The organism is Paraplanobispora takensis (assembly GCF_016863195.1).
GTDB lineage: Bacteria > Actinomycetota > Actinomycetes > Streptosporangiales > Streptosporangiaceae > Planobispora > Planobispora takensis.
Genome location: NZ_BOOK01000035.1, coordinates 178197 through 200765 on the forward strand (window position 1 = coordinate 178197; position 22569 = coordinate 200765).

The 22569-nt window shown below is 72.6% G+C and carries 17 protein-coding genes; 10 read left to right on the forward strand and 7 right to left on the reverse strand.

Annotated elements, in window-relative coordinates; translation table 11 throughout:
• Window positions 1-216: 216 nt before the first annotated feature.
• Window positions 217-1671 carry an NCS2 family permease gene (locus Pta02_RS24200; protein WP_203877232.1) on the reverse strand — a complete coding sequence of 485 codons (1455 nt, stop codon included), beginning with the start codon at window positions 1669-1671 and terminating at the stop codon, window positions 217-219.
• A 140-nt stretch (window positions 1672-1811) separates the two neighbouring features.
• On the opposite strand from Pta02_RS24200, the gene Pta02_RS24205 reads away from it, so the two are divergent.
• Window positions 1812-2153 carry a DUF2530 domain-containing protein gene (locus tag Pta02_RS24205; protein ID WP_239131196.1) on the forward strand — a complete coding sequence of 114 codons (342 nt, stop codon included), beginning with the start codon at window positions 1812-1814 and terminating at the stop codon, window positions 2151-2153.
• 182 nt (window positions 2154-2335) lie between these two features.
• Here Pta02_RS24205 and Pta02_RS24210 read toward each other — a convergent pair whose 3' ends face one another.
• Both Pta02_RS24210 and Pta02_RS24215 read right to left on the reverse strand, forming a co-directional pair.
• The gene (locus Pta02_RS24210; RefSeq protein WP_203877207.1) at window positions 2336-5530 is read right to left on the reverse strand and encodes a sacsin N-terminal ATP-binding-like domain-containing protein; all 3195 of its coding nucleotides are present in this window, start codon (window positions 5528-5530) and stop codon (window positions 2336-2338) included.
• 142 nt (window positions 5531-5672) lie between these two features.
• Window positions 5673-6488: a DUF3027 domain-containing protein gene (locus Pta02_RS24215; RefSeq protein ID WP_203877208.1), complete on the reverse strand. Its 816-nt coding sequence runs from the start codon at window positions 6486-6488 to the stop codon at window positions 5673-5675.
• Between the two features lie 247 nt (window positions 6489-6735).
• Here Pta02_RS24215 and Pta02_RS24220 point away from each other — a divergent pair, with 247 nt between their 5' ends.
• On the forward strand, window positions 6736-8310 hold the full coding sequence (locus Pta02_RS24220; protein WP_239131197.1) for an MFS transporter: 1575 nt from the start codon (window positions 6736-6738) through the stop codon (window positions 8308-8310).
• Between the two features lie 34 nt (window positions 8311-8344).
• Here the strand turns inward: Pta02_RS24220 and Pta02_RS24225 are convergent, their stop codons facing one another.
• Window positions 8345-8743, reverse strand: coding sequence for a cold-shock protein (locus tag Pta02_RS24225; RefSeq protein ID WP_203877209.1), 399 nt, complete (start codon window positions 8741-8743; stop codon window positions 8345-8347).
• A 109-nt stretch (window positions 8744-8852) separates the two neighbouring features.
• Window positions 8853-9470, reverse strand: a complete 618-nt coding sequence (locus tag Pta02_RS24230) for an HAD family hydrolase (protein ID WP_203877210.1) — start codon at window positions 9468-9470, stop codon at window positions 8853-8855.
• Between the two features lie 310 nt (window positions 9471-9780).
• Here Pta02_RS24230 and Pta02_RS24235 point away from each other — a divergent pair, with 310 nt between their 5' ends.
• A complete protein-coding gene (locus tag Pta02_RS24235) occupies window positions 9781-10404 on the forward strand; it encodes a TetR/AcrR family transcriptional regulator (protein WP_203877211.1) in 624 nt (207 codons plus the stop codon).
• Between the two features lie 89 nt (window positions 10405-10493).
• Here the strand turns inward: Pta02_RS24235 and Pta02_RS24240 are convergent, their stop codons facing one another.
• Window positions 10494-11828 carry a hypothetical protein gene (locus Pta02_RS24240; protein WP_203877212.1) on the reverse strand — a complete coding sequence of 445 codons (1335 nt, stop codon included), beginning with the start codon at window positions 11826-11828 and terminating at the stop codon, window positions 10494-10496.
• Between the two features lie 114 nt (window positions 11829-11942).
• Here Pta02_RS24240 and Pta02_RS24245 point away from each other — a divergent pair, with 114 nt between their 5' ends.
• The 4 genes from Pta02_RS24245 to Pta02_RS24260 all read left to right on the forward strand — a co-directional run bounded on the left by Pta02_RS24245 (window position 11943) and on the right by Pta02_RS24260 (window position 18367).
• Window positions 11943-14360: a helicase-associated domain-containing protein gene (locus tag Pta02_RS24245; RefSeq protein WP_203877213.1), complete on the forward strand. Its 2418-nt coding sequence runs from the start codon at window positions 11943-11945 to the stop codon at window positions 14358-14360.
• A gap of 70 nt (window positions 14361-14430) precedes the next feature.
• Complete coding sequence (locus Pta02_RS24250; protein WP_203877214.1) at window positions 14431-16014, forward strand: class I adenylate-forming enzyme family protein; 1584 nt, start codon at window positions 14431-14433, stop codon at window positions 16012-16014.
• Window positions 16015-16062: 48 nt separating this feature from the next.
• Window positions 16063-16650 carry an MgtC/SapB family protein gene (locus tag Pta02_RS24255; RefSeq protein ID WP_203877215.1) on the forward strand — a complete coding sequence of 196 codons (588 nt, stop codon included), beginning with the start codon at window positions 16063-16065 and terminating at the stop codon, window positions 16648-16650.
• A 70-nt stretch (window positions 16651-16720) separates the two neighbouring features.
• Window positions 16721-18367 carry a DNA repair helicase XPB gene (locus Pta02_RS24260; protein WP_203877216.1) on the forward strand — a complete coding sequence of 549 codons (1647 nt, stop codon included), beginning with the start codon at window positions 16721-16723 and terminating at the stop codon, window positions 18365-18367.
• A 187-nt stretch (window positions 18368-18554) separates the two neighbouring features.
• On the opposite strand, the gene Pta02_RS24265 is transcribed toward Pta02_RS24260, so the two are convergent.
• The gene (locus Pta02_RS24265; RefSeq protein WP_203877217.1) at window positions 18555-18863 is read right to left on the reverse strand and encodes a hypothetical protein; all 309 of its coding nucleotides are present in this window, start codon (window positions 18861-18863) and stop codon (window positions 18555-18557) included.
• 302 nt (window positions 18864-19165) lie between these two features.
• Here Pta02_RS24265 and Pta02_RS24270 point away from each other — a divergent pair, with 302 nt between their 5' ends.
• The 3 genes from Pta02_RS24270 to Pta02_RS24280 all read left to right on the forward strand — a co-directional run bounded on the left by Pta02_RS24270 (window position 19166) and on the right by Pta02_RS24280 (window position 22448).
• On the forward strand, window positions 19166-21115 hold the full coding sequence (locus Pta02_RS24270) for a HelD family protein (protein ID WP_239131203.1): 1950 nt from the start codon (window positions 19166-19168) through the stop codon (window positions 21113-21115).
• Window positions 21116-21308: 193 nt separating this feature from the next.
• Complete coding sequence (locus tag Pta02_RS24275) at window positions 21309-22004, forward strand: Abi family protein (protein ID WP_203877218.1); 696 nt, start codon at window positions 21309-21311, stop codon at window positions 22002-22004.
• A 24-nt stretch (window positions 22005-22028) separates the two neighbouring features.
• On the forward strand, window positions 22029-22448 hold the full coding sequence (locus tag Pta02_RS24280) for a GNAT family N-acetyltransferase (RefSeq protein ID WP_203877219.1): 420 nt from the start codon (window positions 22029-22031) through the stop codon (window positions 22446-22448).
• Window positions 22449-22569: the final 121 nt, after the last annotated feature.

Sequence of the window (22569 nt, forward strand, 5' to 3'; positions counted from 1 at the left end):
GACGTCGCGGACAGGCTCCTCTGTCGTACGGCGCAGCCCGGGTGGGCGACACCCGGCCGGCCACGGACGCGCCCCACGGGCGGCCCCACCAGCGGATCATCAATCAGTTCTGCGTCCCCTCGGACGGAGGGACGCCCGTCCGTCCTTCTGAACGTCCGGACAGAACGAAAGGCCGTCATGGCGATCACCCGCGATCACCATGACGGCCTTCAGTGATCAGGCCAGACCCAGCAGGACCTTGATGGGGCCGAGGGCGAAGTACAGGACGAACAGCGCCGCCACCACCCACATCAGCGGGTGGACCTCACGGGCCTTGCCCTTGACCAGCTTGATCAGGACGTAGGTGACGAAGCCCGCGCCGATCCCGTTGGCGATTGAGTAGCTGAAGGGCATCAGCACGATCGTGAGGAACGCCGGGATGGCGATCTCGTAGTCGGTGAAGTCGATGTCGCGGACCGAGGTCATCATCAGGAAGCCCACGATGACCAGCGCCGGGGCGGCGGCCTCGTAGGGGACGACCGCGACCAGCGGCGAGATGAAGATGGCCAGCAGGAACAGCACGCCGGTGACCACGCTGGCCAGGCCGGTGCGCGCGCCCTCGCCGACACCCGCCGCCGACTCGATGTAGGTCGTGTTGGAGGAGACCGAGCCCGCGCCGCCGGCCGCCGCGCCGATCGAGTCGACGAGCAGGATCTCGCGGGTTCGGGGAAGGGTGCCGTCCTCCTGGACCAGGCCGGCCTGGCGGCCGACGCCGACGACCGTGCCCATGGTGTCGAAGAAGTCGGTGATCAGCAGGGTGAAGACGAGCAGCAGGGCGACGACGGCGGAGACGGAGCCGAACGCGCCGAACGGGTCGAACTCCCGGAACAGCACCAGCGGGTTGGTGAACCCGAAGATGGTCTCGGGCATCTCGGGGGTGACGAGCCGCCAGCCGGCCGGGTTGGGCTTGTCGGGCGTCCCGGAGCCGCCGACCTGGGCCACCGCCTCGACGACGATCGCGAGGATCGTGGTGGCGACGATGCCGATCAGGATGGCGCCCTTGGTCCTCCTGGCCACCAGTACGGCGGTCAGCAGCAGGCCGACCACGAACACGAAGATCGGCCAGCTGGTCAGGTTGCCGCCGATGCCCAGCTCCAGCGGCGTGGCCGGGGCCTTGCGGACGAAACCGGCGTCCACGAAGCCGATCAGGGCGATGAACAGGCCGATGCCGACGCTGATCGCGGTCTTGAGCTGGGCCGGGATCGCGTTGAACACCGCCGTGCGGAAGCCGGTCAGCACCAGCAGGGCGATGATGACGCCTTCGAGGAAGACCAGGCCCATGGCCGACTCCCACGACATCTGGGAGGCGATGCCGAAGGTGACGAAGGCGTTCAGGCCGAGCCCCGCCGCCATCGCGAACGGGACCTTGCCGATGACGCCCATCAGGATGCTGAGCACGCCCGCCACGAAGGCGGTCCCGGCGGCCACCAGGGGGATGTTGGGGGCGCTCCCGTCCCCGATGAACTGCCCCTCGACGTCGGGGACGGTCGCGATGATCAGGGGGTTGAGCACCACGATGTAGGCCATCGTGAAGAAGGTCGCGAAGCCTCCCCGGACCTCGCGGCCCACCGACGAGTCCCGCTCAGAGATGCGAAAGAAACGGTCAAGAGTGCTTATTTGGTGGGTTTTCATGTCACTCACGCACGCAGAGTGACAGCGAGCCCCTCAACCCGGAAGACCCGGGTCGCGATGGTGATGGGATCGCAACCGATTCGCGCCTTCACACCGTCCGTTTTGCGAATGGTGAGTCTTCGTCGCCTACGCTGGAGCACGTGAACGAGCCACCCCGCCGGGATCTGCAACCGCTGAAGACGAACGACACGGCGACGATCCTCGCCGGCATGGGCCTGTGGGTGGTCGCTCTGGTCGTCCTCCTGGTCCTGCAGCCCGGTCCGGATCACCGCTGGTGGATCTGGACCTGCGTGTCGGGCCTGTGCGGCGGCCTGTTCGGCCTGTGGTACATCAGGCGGCGCGACCGCAGGAGCCCGCTGCCCGCCGCCGAGGAGCCGGTCGAGCCCGCCACGGCGATCCCGCCCGCGCCCCACATGCCCTCGCCCCCCACGGCGGACCGCTCCGGGGCGGTCGAGGGTCAGGAGCGGCCTCTCACGGGGTGAGCGGCCTGCCGGGACCGCCGCGTGGCGCCAGGCGCGGCGGCCCGGGCGGATCCGTCGGCCCGGCCGGCCTCCGTGCCGGCAGGCCGACCTGCCAGAAAGCCGGCCTGCCAGAAAGCCGGCCTGCCAGAAAGCCGGCCTGCCGGGAAGCCGAAACCTCAAAAGGCCGGCGCCCCGGCCGGGCGTCAGGAGGTCGACGCGGTCCAGCTGTCGAGGTCGGCCTCGGCGAGCAGCAGGGGCACCGCGGCCGGGTCGCGCAACAGCGCGGCCACCGCCAGCCGGTCGCCCCACTGCCCGGACGCCCACGCCAGTCCCCGGGCCAGCCCCTCCACCCCCGAGGCGTGCACCGTGCCCTCGGCGAAGCGCCAGGTGACCGGGACGCCGTCCATGAGCAGCTTCTCGTGCTCCACATAGGTGGCGGGCGCGGTCGGCAGCAGGGATCGTACGGCGGGCGGGACCTCGCGGACCTCCCCGGCCGACGTCACCCCGGCGGGCGCCTCCTCCCCGGCCAGCGGCAGGTCGAGCAGCTCCGACAGCGCCTCGGCGAGGTCGAAGGGGGCCAGGATCAGCGGCCGGTCGGCCACCAGCGGCAGCAGGTCGGGCGCCTCCACCACGACCGGCTCGCCCGCCGCGGTCCCGGAGTCCGGCGTCCCGGACGCGGGCAGCAGGCTCCCGTCCTCGACGTCGGCGACCACGATCTCGCCGTCGAGTACGGCCCTGACCGCGCGCGGGGGCGCGACACGGGCCGGCTCGACGGAGGCCAGGGCCACCCACAGCGCGCGCAGCTGGGCCCGGTCCACCTCGATCGAGGGGTCGGCCAGCAGGTCGAGCAGTTCGTCGGGCCCTCCGTGCGAGGCGAGCAGCTCGGGAAGCGTGGTCCGGACGCCGATCATGGCCAGGGCGGCCTCGTCGGCGGCGGCCGGGGCGTCGCCGTACAGGCCGAACAGCAGCGGGTCACCGGCCGGCAGGCGCAGCTCCGTGGGGAGCTTCCCGCCGAGGACGGGGTGGGTGGACAGCCACCACGCGGTGTAGGACGGCACCTCCACGACCTCGCCCGCGGCCAGGACGCGCAGCGGGTGCAGGACCGAGCGCAGCGGCGGGCGGGAGAGCAGGGCCAGGGCGGCGGGCCAGTCGGCGACGTACTCCAGGTCGCGGACGGCGGAGAACTCCCTGGCCACCGGGGGCACGTCCAGCTCGGGCAGCAGGTCGAGCACGTGCTCCAGCCACTCGTCCTCGCGGTCCAGGTCGTGGTCGCACTCGTCCGGGTCGATCATGACGTCGGCGTCGTTGACCACGGCGAAGCCGTCGAGCACCCCGGTCGCCGCCAGCACCCGCGAGCCGTACCGCTCCACCAGCTCGGGCGCGGCCGTGCCGAAGTGGGTCTCCTCGTCCAGCAGCCCGGCCAGCACGCCTTCGGCCAGGAGCAGCTCCCCCGCCGGATAGAGCTCGCCGTCCGCGCCGCGCAGCGCCAGGTCGGCCAGCCACGGGGCCTCGCCCGCGGTCAGCCCGGCGGCGTCGACCAGGGCCAGTACGGCCTGCGCCACCGGCTCGGGGTCGGCGCTCTCCAGCGACTCGGAGACGGCCGCCCGGGTGAGCGGGTCCTCCAGCACGGTCCGGGGGGTCGCCTCGGCGGCGCCCAGGCGCAGCAGCAGCGGGTGGGCGGCGTCGGGGTGGACCACGCGGAGCCCGAGCGGGGCGAGCACGGCGAGGTCGAGGGAGCCGCGCTCGGTCAGTACGAGCGTGCCGCGCGGCCCCCGGACCAGGCGGCCGTCGGCCAGCGGGACCGGCAGCGCGCCGAGCGCCTCGGGGTCGTCGGCGGGCAGCACCTCATACAGTGAGCGCCACCAGGCGGGGTCCCGGCTCTCGTCCGCACCGCCGGAGAAGCCGCCGGAAAGCCCGCCGGAGAGGTCGCCGGCGAGCATGTCGACGACGTCGGCCAGCTCCACCCGCTTCACCCCGAGCGCGGCGATCGCGGGGTGGCGGGACGGCCATCCGGCGGGCAGCAGGCCGGGGACCATGGGGGCGACCTTCTCCAGCAGCCCGCCCGGGGCCGCCACCACGGACGCCTGCCGTCCCGCCACGACCAGGTCCGCGTCCGCGGCGGGTTGGACGTCGGCGGTCTCGGCGTCGGCGGGCGGGGAGAGCGCGGGCAGGAGCGGGGCGCCGGGGAGCAGGCGCAGGATCGCCCGGCGGATCGCGGCGTCGAGCTCGCCCCTGCCCATCAGGCCGGGGACGAGGTCGAGCAGCTTCGGGGTGCGGGCCAGCCCGGACAGCAGTTCCACGTACAGCTCGGCCGCGCGCTCGACCAGGAAGCCGGTCAGCGGCCCGGTCGCCACGTGCCGCCGGTCGGTGGCCAGCGGGAAGGAGGCGATCAGCAGGGCGGGCAGGTCGAGCGGCTCGTCGCTGGGGGTCGGCGCGTGCACGACGGCCGGCACGTTCCCCGGCAGCGGCCCCGGCTCGCCGCTCCACGTCCCGTCCTCGGAACCGCCCCGCGCTCCGCCCGGGGAAGCGGGCCGGGCAGCGCCGAGAAGACCGGCTCCGCCCGGGGAAGCGGGCTGGGTGGAGAGGGGGACGGCCCAGCGGATCTGCCAGTGGGGGCGGGTGCGTTCTTCGGTGGGGCGGTCGGCGAACAGGTCGGTGACCTGCTCGGGGGTGAAGCGGCCGGAGGCCGAGACGACGTGCCAGCCGTCGGGGACGATGGTCCTGGTCTCGCCGTCCACGTCGATCTCGATCGACTCCAGGGCGGGCATGCCGATCACCAGCGCGGGACCGGCCTCGCGGAGCATCGTCCGTACGGCCTCCACCGCGGCCCCGTCGCGGAGCGGGAGCCGTACGAGCGTGTCGAAGCCCTGCGGGATCTCCACCGGCCCGCCCGGGAACGGCAGGCGCAGCAGGGGCACGTGGCCGCCGCGCTCGGCCAGCTCACGGGCCAGTGCGGGCTCCGCGGCGACCAGTGTGGCGGTCTGCTCGCGGGACCAGCGGACCACCCCGGAGCCGAGCGAGCCGATCACCGGCTCGTCGCAGACCGAGACCACGGCCGCGAAGCCGACCCCGAACCGGCCCGTCGCCGCGGTCTCGTCGCGCTTGGCGGAGGCGCGCAGCGTGGACAGGCTCTCGATCCCGGCGGCGTCGATCGGCGCGCCGGTGTTGGCGGCCGACAGCACGCCCTCGCGCAGCGACAGCCGCAGCCGGCCGGGCACCCCGGCGCGCAGGGCGGCGTCGGCGGCGTTCTGCGCCAGCTCGACGATCAGCCGGTCGCGGTAGCCGCCGAGCGCGAAGTCCTCCTCCGCGTTGGCGTCCTCGCGGAAACGCGCGGGCGAGGCGGTCCAGGCCGCGAGCACGGCGGAGCGCAGCCGATCGGTGCCGAAGGTGTCAGTCACAGCGATGAGTCCAAACGTCGGAATCCGGGGGCGGCGGCACGCGGCCGCCGATCCAGGGCGTTCTGGCGACGGCCCGGCCCCGGGGCGGCCGGGACGGCGATCCCGCGGCGCGCCCGGCGCTGGCGGGCCGGGCGCCCGCGATTCAGGAGTGGCCCAGCGGCTCGTCCGAGGAGGCCTCGTCCACCGAGCCGGACAGCTCGGCCTGGGAGGGCTCCTCCAGGTCGTAGACGTGGTCGTCGAGGATCGGGGCGCTCGGCTCGGCCTGGTGCGGCACCACGGCGGCCTCGGAGTGCGCGCCGCACCCGTGGTCGGCGGCGACCACGCGGCCGTCGTCGGGGGCGTACTCGTTGGCGCAGACGCCGAAGCCGGTGCGCAGCGACCCGGCCAGCGGCCAGTAGAAGCCGCAGGTGGAGCACTGGGCCGGGGCGGCGTGCGCGATGGGGGTGTGCGGCCCGGAGTCGCCGGCGTGCCAGCGCCGCACGGCGCGGTCGCGGCCGATCGGGGACAGCACGCGGGCCCGGCCGAGGCCGTACTCGAAGATCATCTGGCGGTCGACGTCGTCGTCGGTCTCGGTGAAGCCCGGCGCGAGACGGTCGTCGTCCTCGTCGGTGGGCAGCAGGTCGCCCACGCCGAGGTCGCCGGGGCGCAGCCGCTCGCTCCACGGCACCCACGCGGGCGCCAGGAGAGCGCCGGTGCCGGGCAGCAGCACGACCTCGCTGACCGTCACATTGCGCGCGCGCGAGGCCCGGGTCACGGTGACGGCCCAGCGCCAGCCGCGGTAGGCGCGGTCGAGGCAGGCGAAGTAGTGGGTGACGACCCGCTCGCTCTCCGCCTCCATGCCGAGGTGCTCGCCGATCTCGTCCGGCCTGACGTTCTCCTCGACCACGGAACGGGCCAGGTCGACCGCGGCCGCGCAGGCCTGGTCGATGACTGCGGCACGGGATCGGATGCGGGTCACGGTTCCTCCTTCGTCGGCCTCGTAACCCGAGGGGTGTGGTGTCTTACCGCGTGCTCACCGCGCCCCGCACGGCCCGCATCGCCGGCCGCGCCGCGGAGCTGCTGTGGCCTGATGGCCCACCGGCTGCGCTCGCTCACCTACCATTCTCGCCCATGCCCGGAGCGATTCGGCACCGGTTGCCGCCCATCTCCGGGCAAGTGAGGGTCATAACGGGCACCGCATGTGTCCTTCGGGTAAGACTGGATGCGTGGCAGGTGGCTGGGAGAAAGCACGCAAGACGGCGGGGGAGGCCTCCCGCCGGATCGGGCGCGCCGCCGCCGGGGCCGGGCGCGCGACGGTGCGCGCGGGGAAAAGCACCGGGCGGGCCACCGTCCGGGCCGGGCGCGGCGCCGCGGGCGCGACGCAGTGGGCCGGCAGGGCCACCCGGAGGCTGACCCACGCCCAGGGGGCCGGCCGCACCGGGCTGGGCCAGCTGATCGAGCTGACCGCCGCGCACAGCGCGGGCGACGCGCTGGTCACGGCCGCCCTGGCCGGGACGCTGTTCAAGCTGCCGGTGAACGAGGCCCGCGGACAGGTCGCGCTCTATCTGCTGATCACGATGATCCCGTTCGTGGTGGTCGCGCCGTTCGTCGGCCCGGTCCTCGACCGGTTCCGCTCGGGCCGCCGCTTCGTCATGGCCGGCACCCTGTTCGGCCGGGGTCTGCTCTGCTTCGCGATGGCCGCGGCGATCGTGCCGGGCGACGTGTTCACCATCTTCCCCGCCGCGCTGGCCGTACTGGTGCTGTCCAAGGCCTACAACGTCTCCCGGGCCGCGATCATGCCGAACGTGCTGCCCGCCGACATCGCGCTCGTCACCGCCAACGCCAGGGTGGCGCTGTTCGCTCTGGTCTCGGCGGGTGTCGCGGTCCCCGTCGGCGCGGGCGTCAGCGCCTGGCTCGGCGCCGAGTGGGTGCTGCGCGGGGCGATGGTGCTGTTCCTGCTCCAGGGCGTGCTGGCCGTACGGCTCCCGCGCCACGTGGACTCCCCCGAACTGGAGGAGGACGAGGAGGAGCGGCCGATCCGCTGGCGCACCATGCTCAACGTGGGCCCGGTGGTCGCCGAGTCGATGCTGGCCAACGTCGCGATCCGCCTCTACTCCGGGTTCATGCTCTTCTATCTGCTCTTCCTGGTGCAGGAGAAGAATCTGCCGGGCCTCCCGGTCCCGGCCACGATCGCCGTGCTGGCCGTGGCCGCGGGGGCCGGCGGTCTGGCCGGCGCCGCTGTGGCCTCCTGGGTGCGCAACCACTCCCCGCAGGTGATCGTGCTGATCACGCTCGCGCTGTCGGGGGTGAGCACCATCGTGGCCTCGATCGTCTTCAACCTGTGGACGGCGGTGGTCGTCGCCCTGATCGCCGCGTTCGCGCAGGGGCTGGGCAAGCTGGCGCTGGACGCGGTCGTGCAGCGCGAGATCGGCGAGGAGGTGCGCTCGTCCACCTTCGGCGTGGTCGAGGCGTTCCTGCAGATCTCCTGGGTGGTCGGCGGCCTGGTCGGGCTGCTGCTGTCGCTGTTCGCCGAGGGACCCGCCGGGTTCGCGCTGATGGCCGTGGTGCTGGCGGGCTCGCTCGGCTGGCTCCTGGTACGGCGCCGCCGGCGCATCCACGCCAGGGACGCCAGGGTCGCGGCGGCCCGGGCCGCCTCCGGCGAGCAGGGACAGGGACAAGGGCAGGAGCAGGAGCCCGCGCCCCGGCGGAACCGGCCCGAGGGGACCACCACCACCGTGGTGCGGCGCGACGATCCCCCCGCCGAGAACCGCACCAAGCCGCTGACCAACCCCCACGGCTGAGGCGGGGGCGGTCGGCGGGCCGGATCGGGGACGGTCAGGCGTCCAGGTCGTCGGCCACCGCCCGGAGCACGGTGGCGATCTTCTTGGCGTGCACGGCCTCCGGGTGCTTGCCCTTCTGGTAGGACATCGAGACGCTGTCCAGCAGCTTGATCAAGTCCTCCACGATGACGACCATCTCGTCGGGCTTCTTGCGCTTGCCCTTCGGCTTGACGGTCTTTGCGAGGGTGGGGGGCTGGTCGATCACGCGGACCGAGAGCGCCTGCTGGCCACGGCGCCCCTCGGCCACGCCGAACTCGACCTTCTGGCCCGGCTTGAGGGAGTCCACGCCACCGGGCAGCGCGGATGAATGCACGAAGACCTCACCGCCGTCGTCGCGGGTGAGGAAGCCGAAACCCTTGTCGGCGTCGTACCACTTGACCTTGCCACTCGGCACAGGGGTGACCTCGTTCAGACTGTCGTGAAAAGGATGGAAGTAGGTTATGCCCAAGGAAGGCGGAGAGCGACCGTGTAAACGGCCGCCCGTTGCAGCGTTTTGCGAGGCTCTATACGAGTGCGGCCGGGGTTCGCCACCCGTCGAACCAGCCGGCGAACTCCGTCAGATCGCCCAGTACGACATCGGCTCCGTGCTCACGCAGTTCTCCTACCGGATAGAGGCCTGTCGCCACCGCCACGCTGACGGCGCCTCCCGCTCGTGCCGCCTCGATGTCGGCGACGTGATCTCCAACATAGGCCGCCGCGCCGAAAGTCGCGAGAGCCGGACCCTTGTCGGCGCCGAAAACCGATCCGACGACCTCGTCCACCTCGAGTTCGAGGAATTCCACCGTGCTGAGGGCGTCGCGGGAGTTCTTGCCGGTGACCACGATGACCCGGCCGCCGGCCTCCCGCACCGCCTCGACGGCCTCGCGCGCGCCGGGCATGAGGGTGGTGGCGGGAACGGCGAGCGAAGGGTAGAGGGAGCGGAAGATCACCGCGGCCTCGGGGACTCTGTCCTGGGGAAGCCAGTTGGCCAGCTCCCACTCCAGGGGAGGCCCCAGCCGGGCCACCACCGCGGCGCTGTCGATGGTCACTCCGATGCGCAGCGCCAGCTCGTCGTAGACGGCGGCGATGCCCGCACGGGTGTCCGCAAGGGTCATGTCGAGGTCGAAACCCACCGAGTCCATATATGGAGCATGCCAAACGGCCACATAAGGGGGTAATCCGAAATTACGCCACTTACCGGTGACGGACCCGGTGACGGACGCGGTGACGGGCGCGGTGACGGGCCCGGTGACAGACGCGGTGACGGGCCCGGTGACAGACTCCGCGACCGGCTCATCGGCGATGACGCTGTACGCGATGACGGCGCTGTGGAACCCTTTCAGAAAGGAACCACTTACCGCGGAAGAACGTGGCCGACGCCACGGCCCGGCCCGCCGGGCCGGGCCAGGACTCCGCACTGGATAGGGTCGTGATGGAGGTGTCGGCAGCGAAATGACCAGATCGACGCGTGAGCGGATCATCGACGAGGCCCTGCGCCTGTTCGCCGAGCGGGGCTACTCTGCGACCTCGGTGGCCGAGATCGAGGCCGCCTCCGGCCTGTCCCCCGGCGCGGGGGGCCTCTACCGGCACTTCAAGTCCAAGTACGAGGTGCTGGCCGCGGCGATGAACGAGCACGCCACCCGCACCCGGGCGCAGATCGTCGACACCCTGGCCGAGCTGGACGCCGCCGACGCCTCGCTCGACGTCGAGGCCAGGCTGGCGCACCTGTGCAGGGCCGGGCTGGCCAAGGTCCGCGAGGAGAGCGAGCTGACCCGCGTGTTCTTCCGCGACCTGAGCCAGTTCCCCGAACTGGTGGCGACCGTGCGCGAGGGGCTGCTGCAGCCCATGTTCGACGCGATCATCACATGGTTCCGCGCCCAGCCCGAGTACGCCGGCACCGACGCCGACTGGCCCGCGATCGCCGCCGTGCTCGGCGGAGCGGTGGTCCACTACCGCCTGTTCCAGGAGACGGTGGGCGAGCCCCCGGGCCGCGCCGACCGCGAGCGCTTCGTGACGGCGTGGGTACGGCTCGCGCTCGGCCTGCTGCCGCATCCCGCGGTGCAGACGGTGGGCTGACGGCAGGCCGGCCCGGCGCGAGGCCGGCGCACGGCTCGGAGCGCGAGGCCGGCGCACGGCCCGGAGCGCGAGGCCGGTCCGGCGACGGGCTAGCGGATCCCGCCGGTGAACGGGGCGGGCGGTCTGATCAGGCGGCGGATCAGCCAGAAGACCCCCGCCGCCGTGCCGAACACGAACATGGGCCCGCTCACCGTGAAGAAGTCGCCCACCATCTTCCCGAACTCGCCGCCGGTGCGGATGAGCGCCGCCACCACTCCGCCGATGGAGTAGGCGAGCACCGGAGCGGCGGCGCCGAGCACCTTGTCCCCGACCTCCCAGCCGGAACAGGACAGCACGATCATCGCTCCCGCCGCCCAGACGATGAACGGGACCTGGAAGATCACGACCGGTTCGAACGAGAGGCCCAGGAGCAGGTCGGCCAGGACGAGCAGCCCGGCCAGGGCGAGCATCGTCATCCCGGCCAGCTCGCGGGGGTGGGCGGACAGGCCGGAGGCGTCCCACCCGCCCCTCACGCCCCCGAGCCGCCGCGGCCCCCACGGGCTCTCCCCGTCCGCCGGGGTACGGCGGGCCGGCGGCTTGCGCCCTCCCGGCAGGTCCTGCTCCCCGAGGGTCGCGGCGACGCCGCCGGGGACGCGCGCCCCTCGGCGGCGGCGCCGGCCGGAACGGGCGCCGGAGCGTTCACCGGCCAGCGTCTTCCTGGCCTCCTCCGTCGACCGGGCCACTCCCGGGGGGACGGGACGCGGATATCCGGACCCGACCGGCAGAACGCGCGGCGACCGCGGCGCGCCCGGCAGGACGGGGGGTCCGGACGGCGCCGCGCCCGAGGCGGCGGAGCCCGGCGGGCGCGCCGTACCCGCGGAGGCGGACCGGGTGCCCGCGGGTGCGGCCCGCACCGGGGGCAGCTCCCGGGTGACGGCCTCGGCGGCGTCGTCCGGGTCCGTGAACCCGCCCGGTCCCGGCGGACCGCCGGTGTCCCGGACGGGACGGACCACCGGCTCGGCGTGACCCGGCGCGGACGTGGCGGGACCCGTGGCTGCACCGGGCACGGACGTGAGGGGACCGGTGACGGCACCGGGCACGGACGGGGCCGAGCCGGTGACGGGGCGGACCACGGGTTCGGCGGGGGCGATCGGGGAGCCGGCGGCGGAGCGGCCCGTCACCGGCGCCGTGCCCGCCCGGACGGCCTCCCCCTCCAGGCGCCGGACCTCGCGCTCCACCAGCACCACCGGGTCACCGAACACCGCGAGCACCTTCGCCGTGACGGCGGGACTCTCCGAGTCGCCGCGCTCGGCGTTGATCCGCGCGCGCAACCGGTTGACGAAGTCGATCCGCTGGTCCGGGCGCAGCACGCCGTGGGCGGCGTCGGCCGCCCTGCTGACGTACTCCAGGACGAGCTGGTCGGCACGCTCGATCACTTTCGTCATCCTCCCTCAGCGGCGACCTCCTCGCGACCCCTTCCCCCATTCAGCACCCGCCACGTACCCGGCGACATTCGCCCCGACGGCACAATGTCGGCGGTGCGGCTTACCATTGACGGAATGAGCACGGAGTTCTCGGAGTGGCTGCGCGGCCGCAGTGACGAGCAGTTACGGGAGCTCGTCGTCCTGCGGCCCGAGCTCATCACTCCGGTCCCCGCCCACGTCGAAGGACTGGCCGGGCGCGCCAGCAGCCCGTCGGCGATCGGCCGGGTGCTCGACCGGCTCGACCGCTTCACCTTCGCGGTCCTGGAGACACTCACCGTCCTGGCCTCGCCGATCGCCTACCGGTCGTTGCGCTCCCAGGTCTCCAAGTCGCTGCAGGGACCGGCCGACCCGGTGTTCGAGGCCCGTTTCAGGCAGACGGTCGACCGGTTGCGGACCCTCGCCCTGGTCTACGGGCCCGACCGGGCCCTGGTCCCGGCCCCCGGGGTGCGGGAGGTGCTCGACTCCCCGGCCGGTCTGGGACCGCCCGCGGTCGAGGTCTTCCGCCACCACCACGCGGAACGGCTGGCCGAGCTGGTCGAGGATCTGGGCGGCCCGGACTCCGGCTCCGGGCCCGGTTCCGGTGGCAAGGAGGAGCTCGCCGAGTTGCTGTCCGACCGGCAGACCCTCGCCCGGCTGGTCGAGGAGGTCTCGCCGCAGGCGCGCTCCGCGCTCGACGAGCTGGCCTGGGGGCCGGCCGGCGGCCGGGTGCCCAACGCGCGCCGGGAGGTGCGCGTGGCCGGCGCCCGCTCGCCGATCGAGCAGCTCCTGGCCCGCGCCCTGCTGGCGGCGACCGGTGAGGAGTCCGTCGTCCTGCCCCGCGAGGTCGGCCTGTTCCTGCGCGGCGGCCGGATCCACCGCGACCTGTCGCCGCTGCCCCCGCCGCTGGACGGCACCGCGCGTGACCGCGCCCTGGTCGACCGCACCGCCGCCGGCCAGGCCTTCACCTTCACCCGCGCGGTGGAGGAGCTGTGCGAGCGCTGGAGCGCCGACCCGCCCGGCGTGCTCCGCGGCGGCGGCCTGGCGGTGCGCGACCTGAAGCGCGCCGCGGCCCTGCTCGACCTGCCCGAGTGGGCGGCCGGCCTGATCGTCGAGGTCGCGCACGCGGCGGGGCTGGTGGCGGCCAGCGGCGCGGTCGACGGCGACTGGATGCCCACCCCGGTCTACGACGCCTGGAAGGTGCGCAGCACCGAGGACCGCTGGGTGACGCTGGCCTCGACCTGGCTCACCATGGACCGCGTGCCGGGCATGATCGGCGAGCGGGACGAGCGCGACCGGCTGCGCAGCGCCCTCCACCCCGACCTGCGGCGCCCGGCCGCGCCCGAGGTCCGCGCCGCCGCGCTGACCATGCTGGCGACCGCGGGCGAGGCGGCCTCCCCCCTGGCCCCGACCCCGGAGGCGGTCCGCGAGCGCCTGGCCTGGGAGCAGCCGCGCCGCCGGGTCGCCCAGCGCGACCGGCTGGTGGATTTCACGCTGCGGGAGGCCGAGCAGATCGGGGTCACCGGTCTGGGCGCCCTGTCCGGGCACGGACGGGCGCTCCTGCCCGCCGACCCCGGCCAGGACGGCGCGAGCCGTACGGCGCCGGCGGCCGAGCTGCTGGCCCCCCTGCTGCCCGAGCCGCTCGACCACGTGCTCCTGCAGGCCGACCTGACCGCCGTGGCCCCGGGCCCGCTCACCGGCGAGCTGGGCCGCTGGCTGGCGCTGGCCGCCGATGTGGAGTCCACCGGCGGCGCGACGGTCTACCGGTTCTGCGAGGGGTCGATCCGGCGGGCGCTGGACGCCGGGCAGGGCGCCGACGAGATGCTGGCCATGCTGACCCGGCACTCGACCACCCCGGTCCCGCAGCCGCTGAGTTACCTGGTCACCGACGTGGCCCGCCGGCACGGCCGGATGCGGGTCGGCTCGGCCAGCGCCTACGTCCGGTGCGACGACCCCTCGGTGCTCGACGAGGTGATGGCCGACCGGCGGGCGACCCCGCTGCGGCTGCGCCGCCTGGCCCCCACGGTGATCGCGTCCAAGACCTCGCGGGCGACCCTCGTCGACTCGCTGCGCGCGATGGGCTACGCGCCGGTCGCCGAGTCCCTGGACGGTGACGTGATCGTCACCCAGCTCGACGTCCGCCGGACCGAGGGACCGCCCCAGCTGCGCGTCCCGGCCGCCTTCAACGGCCTGGACGCCGAGGTGATCACGGCGGCCGTGCGCGCCGTACGGGCCGGAGACGCCGCCCACCGATCCCGCCGCAAGCCGGTCGACGCCCCCGACGGCCAGGTGCCCCGCTCTCCGGCGACCGCCACGATCGGCGCCCTGCGCGAGGCCATCCGGCAGGGCACCCAGGTCTGGATCGGCTATCTCGACTCCCAGGGCAACGCCACCAGCCGCATCCTCGAACCCGCCCGCATGGAGGGCGGCTATCTGACGGCCTACGACGAGACCCGCGCCGCGGTGCACCGCTTCGCCCTGCACCGCATCACCGGGGTGGCCGAGGTCCAGGCCTGACCTGACCGCCCGGCCGCGCCCGAGAGCGCGTGGGCTTGACGGCGCAGCCGCGCCGGACCACGTTGGCCTCATGAGCGCTGAGCACACGCTGGGCCGGTTGGCGGAGGAGTCGTGGACCCGGTTCGGCGATTTCGACTCTCTGTACTACGAGGGGACCTGGCACCGCGCGCAGGCGCTCGCCGAGCGCGCGCGGCGGTGCTCCGGCGGCTTCGGGGCGTTCGGGATCCGGCCCGGTGACCGGGTGGTGGTCATGATGGTCACCAGCCCGGAGGTTCCGCTCGTCTACCAGGCGCTCTGGGCGGCCGGAGCCGTGGTCACGCCGGTGGTGTTCCTGGTGGGGGCCGAGGAGCTGCGGCACATCCTCGCCGACAGCGCGCCCGCGGCGCTGGTGACCTCCCCCGAGCTGCTGGAGACGGTGCGGGCCGCCGCCGGGGACGTCCCCGTGATCGTCGTGGGCGACGCCCCCGAGGGCACGACGCCCTTCTCCCAGATCGAGGCGGCCGACGAGCGGGGCGCGGTGGCGCGCGAGGCGGACGACCTCGCCGCGCTGATGTACACCGGCGGCACGACCGGCAGGGCCAGGGGCGTCATGCTCACCCACGGCGGGCTCTGGCACGTGGCCAGGGCCGCGCAGGAGACCTTCCACCTGCCCGGGATCAACCGGTCGATCGTGCCGGTGCCGCTCTCGCACGCCTACGGCCTGATCCTCACGATCGCGGGCATGCACGCCACCGAGCCGCAGCAGTGGGTGCTGATGCGCTGGTTCGACGCCAAGGCCTTCCTGGACCTGGCCGCCGGGCAGCGGGTGCAGTACGGCGCGGTGGTGCCCTCGATGCTCCAGCTGCTGCTGGCCGAGCCGCTGGAGGAGTTCTCCCTGCCCGAGCTGCGCTATCTGACCTGCGGGGCGGCGCCGCTGGGCCGGGAGGTGGTCGAGGAGTTCGAGCGGCGGATGCCCGGCGTGCAGATCCTGGAGGGGTACGGCCTGACCGAGACCAGCGCGATCACCACCTTCAACCCGCCCGGCCGGCGCAAGCTCGGCAGCGTCGGCCTGCCGCTCCCCGGCTACACGGTCGTCATCCGCGACAGCGACGGCGAGGAGCTGGAGGTCGGCGACGTCGGAGAGATATGCGTGCGCGGTGAGGCGCTGATGAGCGGATACTGGCCGGACACCTCCGGCGGATCCGCGCAGGCGGCTCCCCGCCCGTCCGGGGGGACGGGCGTCCGCTCGTCGTCCTCGACGGCGCTGGTGGGCGGCGAGCTCCGCACCGGTGACATCGGCTGCCTGGACGACGACGGCTACCTGCACGTCGTGGACAGGAAGAAGGATCTGATCATCCGCGGCGGGTTCAACATCTTCCCCCGCGACGTCGAGGACGCCCTGAACAAGCACCCCGACGTGGTCATGTCCGGCGTGGTCGGCCGTCCCGACCCGCTCCACGGCGAGGAGGTGGTGGCCTTCGTCCAGCTCCGCCCGGGCGCCGAGGTCACGGCGCAGGAGCTCATCGACTGGGCCAGGCTCAGGGTGGGCCGGGTGCGCTATCCGCGCGAGATCCGCTTCACCGAGTCGATCCCGGTCACCAGCATCCTCAAACTCGACCGCAAGGCCTTGCGTGCCCGTCTTGACGTCCCCGATGCCGACCCCTCCCACACGTGATATCTGTTGAGACCGAGACGGTTCAGCAGAGGCGAGACGAGTTTTCCAGTGAGCAGTGGCAACCCCGAAGGCCCCAGCACGAACCCGGATGACTGGAAGAGCCCTTACACCACAGGCCCGGGTCAGTCGCCGGGCTACGACCGGCCCTTCGGTCAGGAGCAGACTCGGCAGAGCTACGGCCAGAGCGACTACGGGCAGAGCGGGTACGGCAAGCAGGACTACGGCCAGAGCGGCTACGGTCAGGACTACGGTCAGAGCGGCTACGGTCAGGATTACGGGCAGGGCGGGTACGGCGGGCAGGGTTACGGCTCGGCCGGCTACGGACAGGGTTACGGCCAGGCCGGGTACGGCGGGTCCTACGGGTCCGCGCCGCACCCCAACGTCGACGGGGTCAGGACCCACGCGATCGTGGCCCTGGTCATCAGCGTCATCATGGCGGTGAGCTGCTACGGCAGCCTCGGCGGCATCGCCGGAGTCATCCTGTCCGGGATCGCGCTCGGCAAGGTCGACCATGAGACCGCGCGGGCGAGGAACCTGCTCAAGTGGACCTGGATCAGCATCGGCATCAACGTCGGCCTGCTCATCCTGGGCGCCGCCGCCTTCATCGTGGCGGGCGTCAACGGCGCCTTCGATTAGCCTGATCCGGGACTGCGCGCGCGCTCTGTCTTGTTGCACATGCGGTAGCCGTACATGAGGGAGAGTTTCTGTGGCCGACGGCCCGTTGATCGTGCAGTCCGACAAGACCCTGCTGCTCGAGGTCGACCATGACAAGGCCGACGAGTGCCGCAAGGCGATCGCGCCGTTCGCGGAGCTGGAGCGCGCACCCGAGCACGTCCACACCTACCGGATCACCCCCCTGGCGCTGTGGAACGCGCGGGCCGCGGGGCACGACGCCGAGCAGGTGATCGACGCCCTGATCGGCCACAGCCGCTATCCGGTCCCGCACGCGCTGCTGGTGGACATCGCCGAGACCATGTCGCGCTACGGCAGGCTCCGGCTGGAGAAGCACCCCGCCCACGGCCTGGTGCTGACCAGCACCGACCGGGCCGTGCTGGAGGAGGTGCTGCGCTCGAAGAAGATCCAGCCGCTGCTGGGCGAGCGGCTGGACGGCGACGCGGTGGCGGTCCACCCCAGCGAGCGCGGCAACATCAAGCAGCTGCTGCTGAAACTGGGCTGGCCCGCCGAGGACCTGGCCGGTTACGTCGACGGCGAGCACCACCCGATCGCGCTGGCCGAGGACGGCTGGGAGCTGCGCACCTACCAGCGCGAGGCGGCCGAGGCCTTCTGGCACGGCGGCTCGGGCGTGGTCGTGCTGCCGTGCGGCGCGGGCAAGACGATCGTGGGCGCGGCGGCGATGGCGCAGGCCAAGGCCACCACGCTGATCCTGGTGACGAACACGGTCTCGGCGCACCAGTGGAAGCAGGAACTGATCAGGCGCACGTCCCTGACCGAGGACGAGATCGGCGAGTACACCGGGACCAAGAAGGAGATCCGGCCGGTCACCATCGCCACCTACCAGGTGATGACCACCCGCAGGCAGGGCGTCTACAGGCACCTGGAGCTGTTCGACGCGCGCGACTGGGGTCTGATCATCTACGACGAGGTGCACCTGCTGCCCGCGCCGATCTTCCGGATGACCGCCGACCTGCAGGCCAGGCGGCGGGTCGGGCTGACCGCGACGCTGGTGCGCGAGGACGGCCGGGAGGGTGACGTGTTCTCCCTGATCGGGCCCAAGCGCTACGACGCGCCGTGGAAGGAGATGGAGAACCAGGGCTGGATCGCCCCGGCCGACTGCGTCGAGGTGCGGGTGACGCTCACCGACGACGAGCGCCTCGCCTACGCGATGGCCGAGGCCGAGGAGCGCTACAGGTTCTGCGCGACCACGCCGTCCAAGACCCGCGTCACCGAGGCGCTGGTCAGGCGGCACCCGGACGAGCAGGTGCTGATCATCGGCCAGTACATCGACCAGCTCGACGAGCTGGGCGAGCACCTGGGCGCGCCGGTGATCAAGGGAGAGACCAAGGTCAAGGAGCGCGAGCGGCTGTTCCAGGCCTTCCGCGACAAGGAGATCCAGGTCCTGGTCGTGTCGAAGGTGGCCAACTTCTCCATCGACCTGCCCGAGGCGTCGGTGGCCGTGCAGGTGTCGGGCACCTTCGGCTCCCGCCAGGAGGAGGCCCAGCGGCTCGGCCGGGTGCTGCGGCCCAAGTCGGGCGGGGGCGGGGCCCGGTTCTACTCCGTGGTGAGCAGGGACACCGTGGACCAGGAGTTCGCCGCGCACCGGCAGCGCTTCCTGGCCGAGCAGGGGTACGCCTATCAGATCATCGACGCGGACGACGTGCTCGCCGGCGACTAGGGCCGTGGGACGAGCACGCCGTCCCCGATGTTCAGGCCCACGAGATACCGCGGGTCTTCGACATGGAAACCACCCCCTCGCTGGGTCGTGATGACCAGTGGCGGCATACCCTATGATCTGCGCAATTCACCGTATTTGCCTGTCTTTTTCACGCTTCCGCAAAGAATGACCGACAGTCACGGAATGCTTACCTTACGATCATTCCACCGATGAACAATGCGCCCTCGGCGATGGCCCAGGCGATCACGGCGGCTCCCGTCAGCAGCATGAAACGCCCCTCATCACGGTGGGCCTTCACGGGCAGCCAGGCGGCCGCCGTACAGCAGGCGGCGACGGCGGCGAACAGGCCCGACACCGTGATGACACCCCCCATGCGCTCCGCGCACGCGGCGTCCGCGCAGAAGGCCTTCGCCCCCCACCCGCCGAAGGCTGACAGGATCCACAGCGCGCCGAGCAGAAGATTGGCCACCGTCGGTATGACGAGGGAGATGCGCACACCTGTCGCAATACCCATGGGGGGCGGGACTCACGCGGGCACTAATCCTTTTGAGACCCCTGAAGGGCATCGGTAAGCTAGTCGATTCGCTGCCTGATGACCACCTCCGTTTATCGAATGGGAGGCGCTTTAGCGTGCCCGCACATCAACTGGTTCCGGACATAGACCCCGCCCCTTCCGACCCCGCCTCCTCCGGCTCCGGCTCCTCCGGCTCCGGCTCCTCCGATCCCGCCTTCTCCGGCTCCGGCTCCTCCGATCCCGAGCCCTCCGCGGCCGGGGTCCTCGCCGCCGAACGCGAGCACCTGGCCGTCTCCAGGGCCGCCCTGCGCGCGATGCGCGAACACGCCCAGTCCCTGTCCGCCGACGCCGCCGGCGACTGGGTCTCCCAGCAGATCCTGCAGGCGCTGCTCGACCAGCGGGTGGCCGCCCTCGCCGACCACTCCGGGACCCCGCTCTTCTTCGGCCGCCTGGACCGCTCGGCCGACGACGAGCTGCCCGGGACCATCTACGTCGGCCGCCGGCACGTCCACGACGACCACAGCCACCCCCTGGTGATCGACTGGCGGGCCCCGGTCTCCCGGGCGTTCTACCAGGCCAGCCCGTCCGACCCGATGGACGTCTCGCTCCGCCGCCGGTTCGGCTACCACGGCGGCGACCTGACCGCCTTCGAGGACGAGCACCTCGACCGGGGCCAGGAGCTGCGGCACTCGAAGATCCTGACCGAGGAGATCGAGCGGCCCCGCTCCGGCCCGATGCGCGACATCGTCGCGACCATCCAGCCCGACCAGGACGAGATCGTCCGTTCCGACCTGGCCCGCACGGTGTGCGTCCAGGGGGCTCCCGGCACCGGCAAGACCGCCGTCGGCCTGCACCGGGCCGCCTATCTGCTGTTCACCCACCGGGAACGGCTCGCCAGGTCCGGTGTGATGATCGTCGGCCCCAACCGGGCCTTCCTGGCCTACATCTCCTCGGTGCTCCCCGCGCTGGGCGAGATCAAGGTCGACCAGACCACGGTCGCCGGCATCCTCGGCGAGCACTCCGCCCCCGAGGACCCCGCGGTCTCCACGATCAAGGGCGACGTGAAGATGGTCCCGGTGCTGGAACGCGCCCTGTGGATGCACATCGTCAAGCCGGTCGAGGGCGTGCTGTTCACCAAGGGCGTCAACCGCTACAGGGTCGCCGACCACGAGGTCCGCGAGATCGTCGCCTCGCTGCGCGGCACCACCAGGTACGGCCCCGGCCGCGCGGCCCTGGCCCAGCGCCTGGCCCACCAGGTGCTCGTCCGCATGGAACAGCGCGGCGAGTCCCCCGACGACCGCGTGCAGGACGCGGTCGCCCGGTCCAAGCCGGTCAGGCGGCTCGTGGACCAGGTCTGGCCCAAGCTCGCTCCCCAGCAGGTCCTGCACCGGCTCTTCAGCGACGCCGGCTTCCTCGCCGCGGCCGCCAAGAACGACCTGACCGCCGAGGAGCAGGCCGCCCTGCTGTGGGCCAAGCCGGCCAAGTCCTTCCGCTCGGCGAAGTGGTCGGCCGCCGACTGCGCGCTGATGGACGAGCTGGGCGACATGATCGAGCGCACCCCGGTCTTCGGCCACCTGGTCGTGGACGAGGCCCAGGACCTGTCGGCGATGCAGCTGCGCGCCCTCGGCCGGCGGTGCCGTACGGGATCGGCGACCGTGCTGGGCGACATCGCCCAGGGCACCACCCCCTGGTCGGCCCGCTCCTGGACCGAGGTCCTGGGCCACCTGGGCTTCGCCGACGGCGCGGTCACCGAACTCACCCTCGGCTTCCGCGTCCCCCGCGAGGTCCTCGACTACGCCGCCCGCCTGCTGCCCTCCGTCGCCCCCGACCTGGCCGCCCCCCGGTCGCTGCGTCCCGGCGCGGGCTCACTGTCGGTACGGCCGGCCCCCGAGCTGCCCGCCGCCCTGGCCGAGGCGGCCGAGCGGGCACTGGCCGCCGAGGGCTCGATCGGCGTGATCGTCCCCGACGCCTCCGTCACGTCCGTCTCCGCGATGATCTCCCACCTCGACCACCGCGTGCTGACCCCCGACTCCGTCGAGGAGCACCGCCTGCTGGTCGTCCCCGCCTCCCTGGCCAAGGGCCTGGAGTACGACCACGTCATCGTCGTCGAACCGGCCGACATCGTCTCCGCTGAACCCCGCGGCCTGGCCCGGCTGTACGTCGTCCTCACCCGCGCGGTCACCTCCCTGACCGTCCTGCACGCCAAGCCCCTGCCGCCCGAGCTCACCGGCTGATCCGGCCGCCCTCCCGGCGAACCGCTCCCCGCAACCGAAAAGCCCTCCGAACAGACGTTCGGAGGGATAACATTTTGCAGTCAGACGAGCACACACGGTCCGCGCCCCGTGAAAGTGCCCAGAAAAAGGCTTACCCCGGGGGGCTTGCAAGCAGAGGCGTCCCCGGGGCACACATCACTCATGGTAGCAGGCCATGAGCGGCGCGGAAAGGAAACCGGTGAGCGGCACACTCTTCCAGAAGGTCTGCGACGCCGTATCGACCGAACGACTCCAACCATTCTTCCGAACATGCAACGGGCAGCCCGAGGACGCCCTTCGCCTCTACGCGTGGAATATAGAGATCTCCAGCGCATTCCACGGCCCGCTCCACTGCCTGGAGGTCGTTCTGCGGAACGCCCTGAACCGCGAGCTGACCACGTTCTTCCATCGCCCGGACTGGTGGGGCGCCCCCGCCCTCGACCTGGACGCGGGCGCCCGGCGGAGCGTGCTGCAGGCCTGCACCACTGTGGCCCAGAACTACACAAGCCCCACGAACGGTCACGTGATAGCCGAGCTCTCCTTCGGTTTCTGGACCAGCCTGCTCGGAACCGGCAACAGATACGACATGCGTCTGTGGCGCCCGGCCCTCCACAAGGCCTTTCCCCATTACCGAGGCCCCCGGCGCGCTCTTCATCAGGACCTCTATCACCTGCGTAAGCTCCGCAACCGGATCGCCCACTACGAGCCCATTCATCAGCGGCATCTGACCGCCGACCACACGACGATTCTGCGCATCCTCGGATATCTCTCCCCGGAGACGACACAGTGGGTGCGGGCCAACGACCGGGTTCCGGAGGTGCTGGGGCGGCGGGGGGATGTGTGCGCGGCGGCCGTGCCGACGCGGTTCTGACGGGGGCTGGTAGGTTGCCGGGTCGTGGATGTGATCATTCGTTACGGGCGGATCGAGGACGTCGAGGCGCTGCTGGCCTTCTGGCTGGTCGCCGCGGAGGGGACCGACCGGCATGACGATCCGGCGAAGGTGACGGCGCTCATCGAGCGTGACCCCGAGGCCGTGCTGGTGGCCGAGGTCGGCGGGGAGATGGCGGGCACGCTGATCGCGGGCTGGGACGGCTGGCGGGCCCATCTCTACCGGCTGGCGGTGGACCCTGCGCGACGGCGGCAGGGCGTCGGGAGCGCGCTGATCCGGGCGGCCGAGGAGCGTTTCGCGGCCTTCGGGGCGTTCCGGGCCGACGCGATGGTGCTGCACGACAACGAGCTCGCCCACCACGCCTGGCGCGCCGCCGGTTACGCCCCCCAGTCCGACTGTGCCCGGTGGGTCAAGCCCCTCGGCTGACGGGACCGCCCCGGCCCGGTGGCGGGCGCCGTACGGCGGAGCCCGGAGGAAGAGGAAAGAGCGGAGAAGAAAGAAAGGGCCGGTCCCCTCGGGGGACCGGCCTCTTCTCTGTTCGGGTGCC

Bases quoted from the DNA above. Each gene is read 5' to 3' on its own strand.
- Pta02_RS24200 (WP_203877232.1), bottom strand. From the start codon at position 1,671: ATGAAAACCCACCAAATAAGCACTCTTGACCGTTTCTTTCGCATCTCT.
- Pta02_RS24230 (WP_203877210.1), bottom strand. From the start codon at position 9,470: ATGGACTCGGTGGGTTTCGACCTCGACATGACCCTTGCGGACACCCGT.
- Pta02_RS24235 (WP_203877211.1), top strand. From the start codon at position 9,781: ATGACCAGATCGACGCGTGAGCGGATCATCGACGAGGCCCTGCGCCTG.
- Pta02_RS24240 (WP_203877212.1), bottom strand. From the start codon at position 11,828: ATGACGAAAGTGATCGAGCGTGCCGACCAGCTCGTCCTGGAGTACGTC.
- Pta02_RS24245 (WP_203877213.1), top strand. From the start codon at position 11,943: ATGAGCACGGAGTTCTCGGAGTGGCTGCGCGGCCGCAGTGACGAGCAG.
- Pta02_RS24250 (WP_203877214.1), top strand. From the start codon at position 14,431: ATGAGCGCTGAGCACACGCTGGGCCGGTTGGCGGAGGAGTCGTGGACC.
- Pta02_RS24275 (WP_203877218.1), top strand. From the start codon at position 21,309: ATGAGCGGCGCGGAAAGGAAACCGGTGAGCGGCACACTCTTCCAGAAG.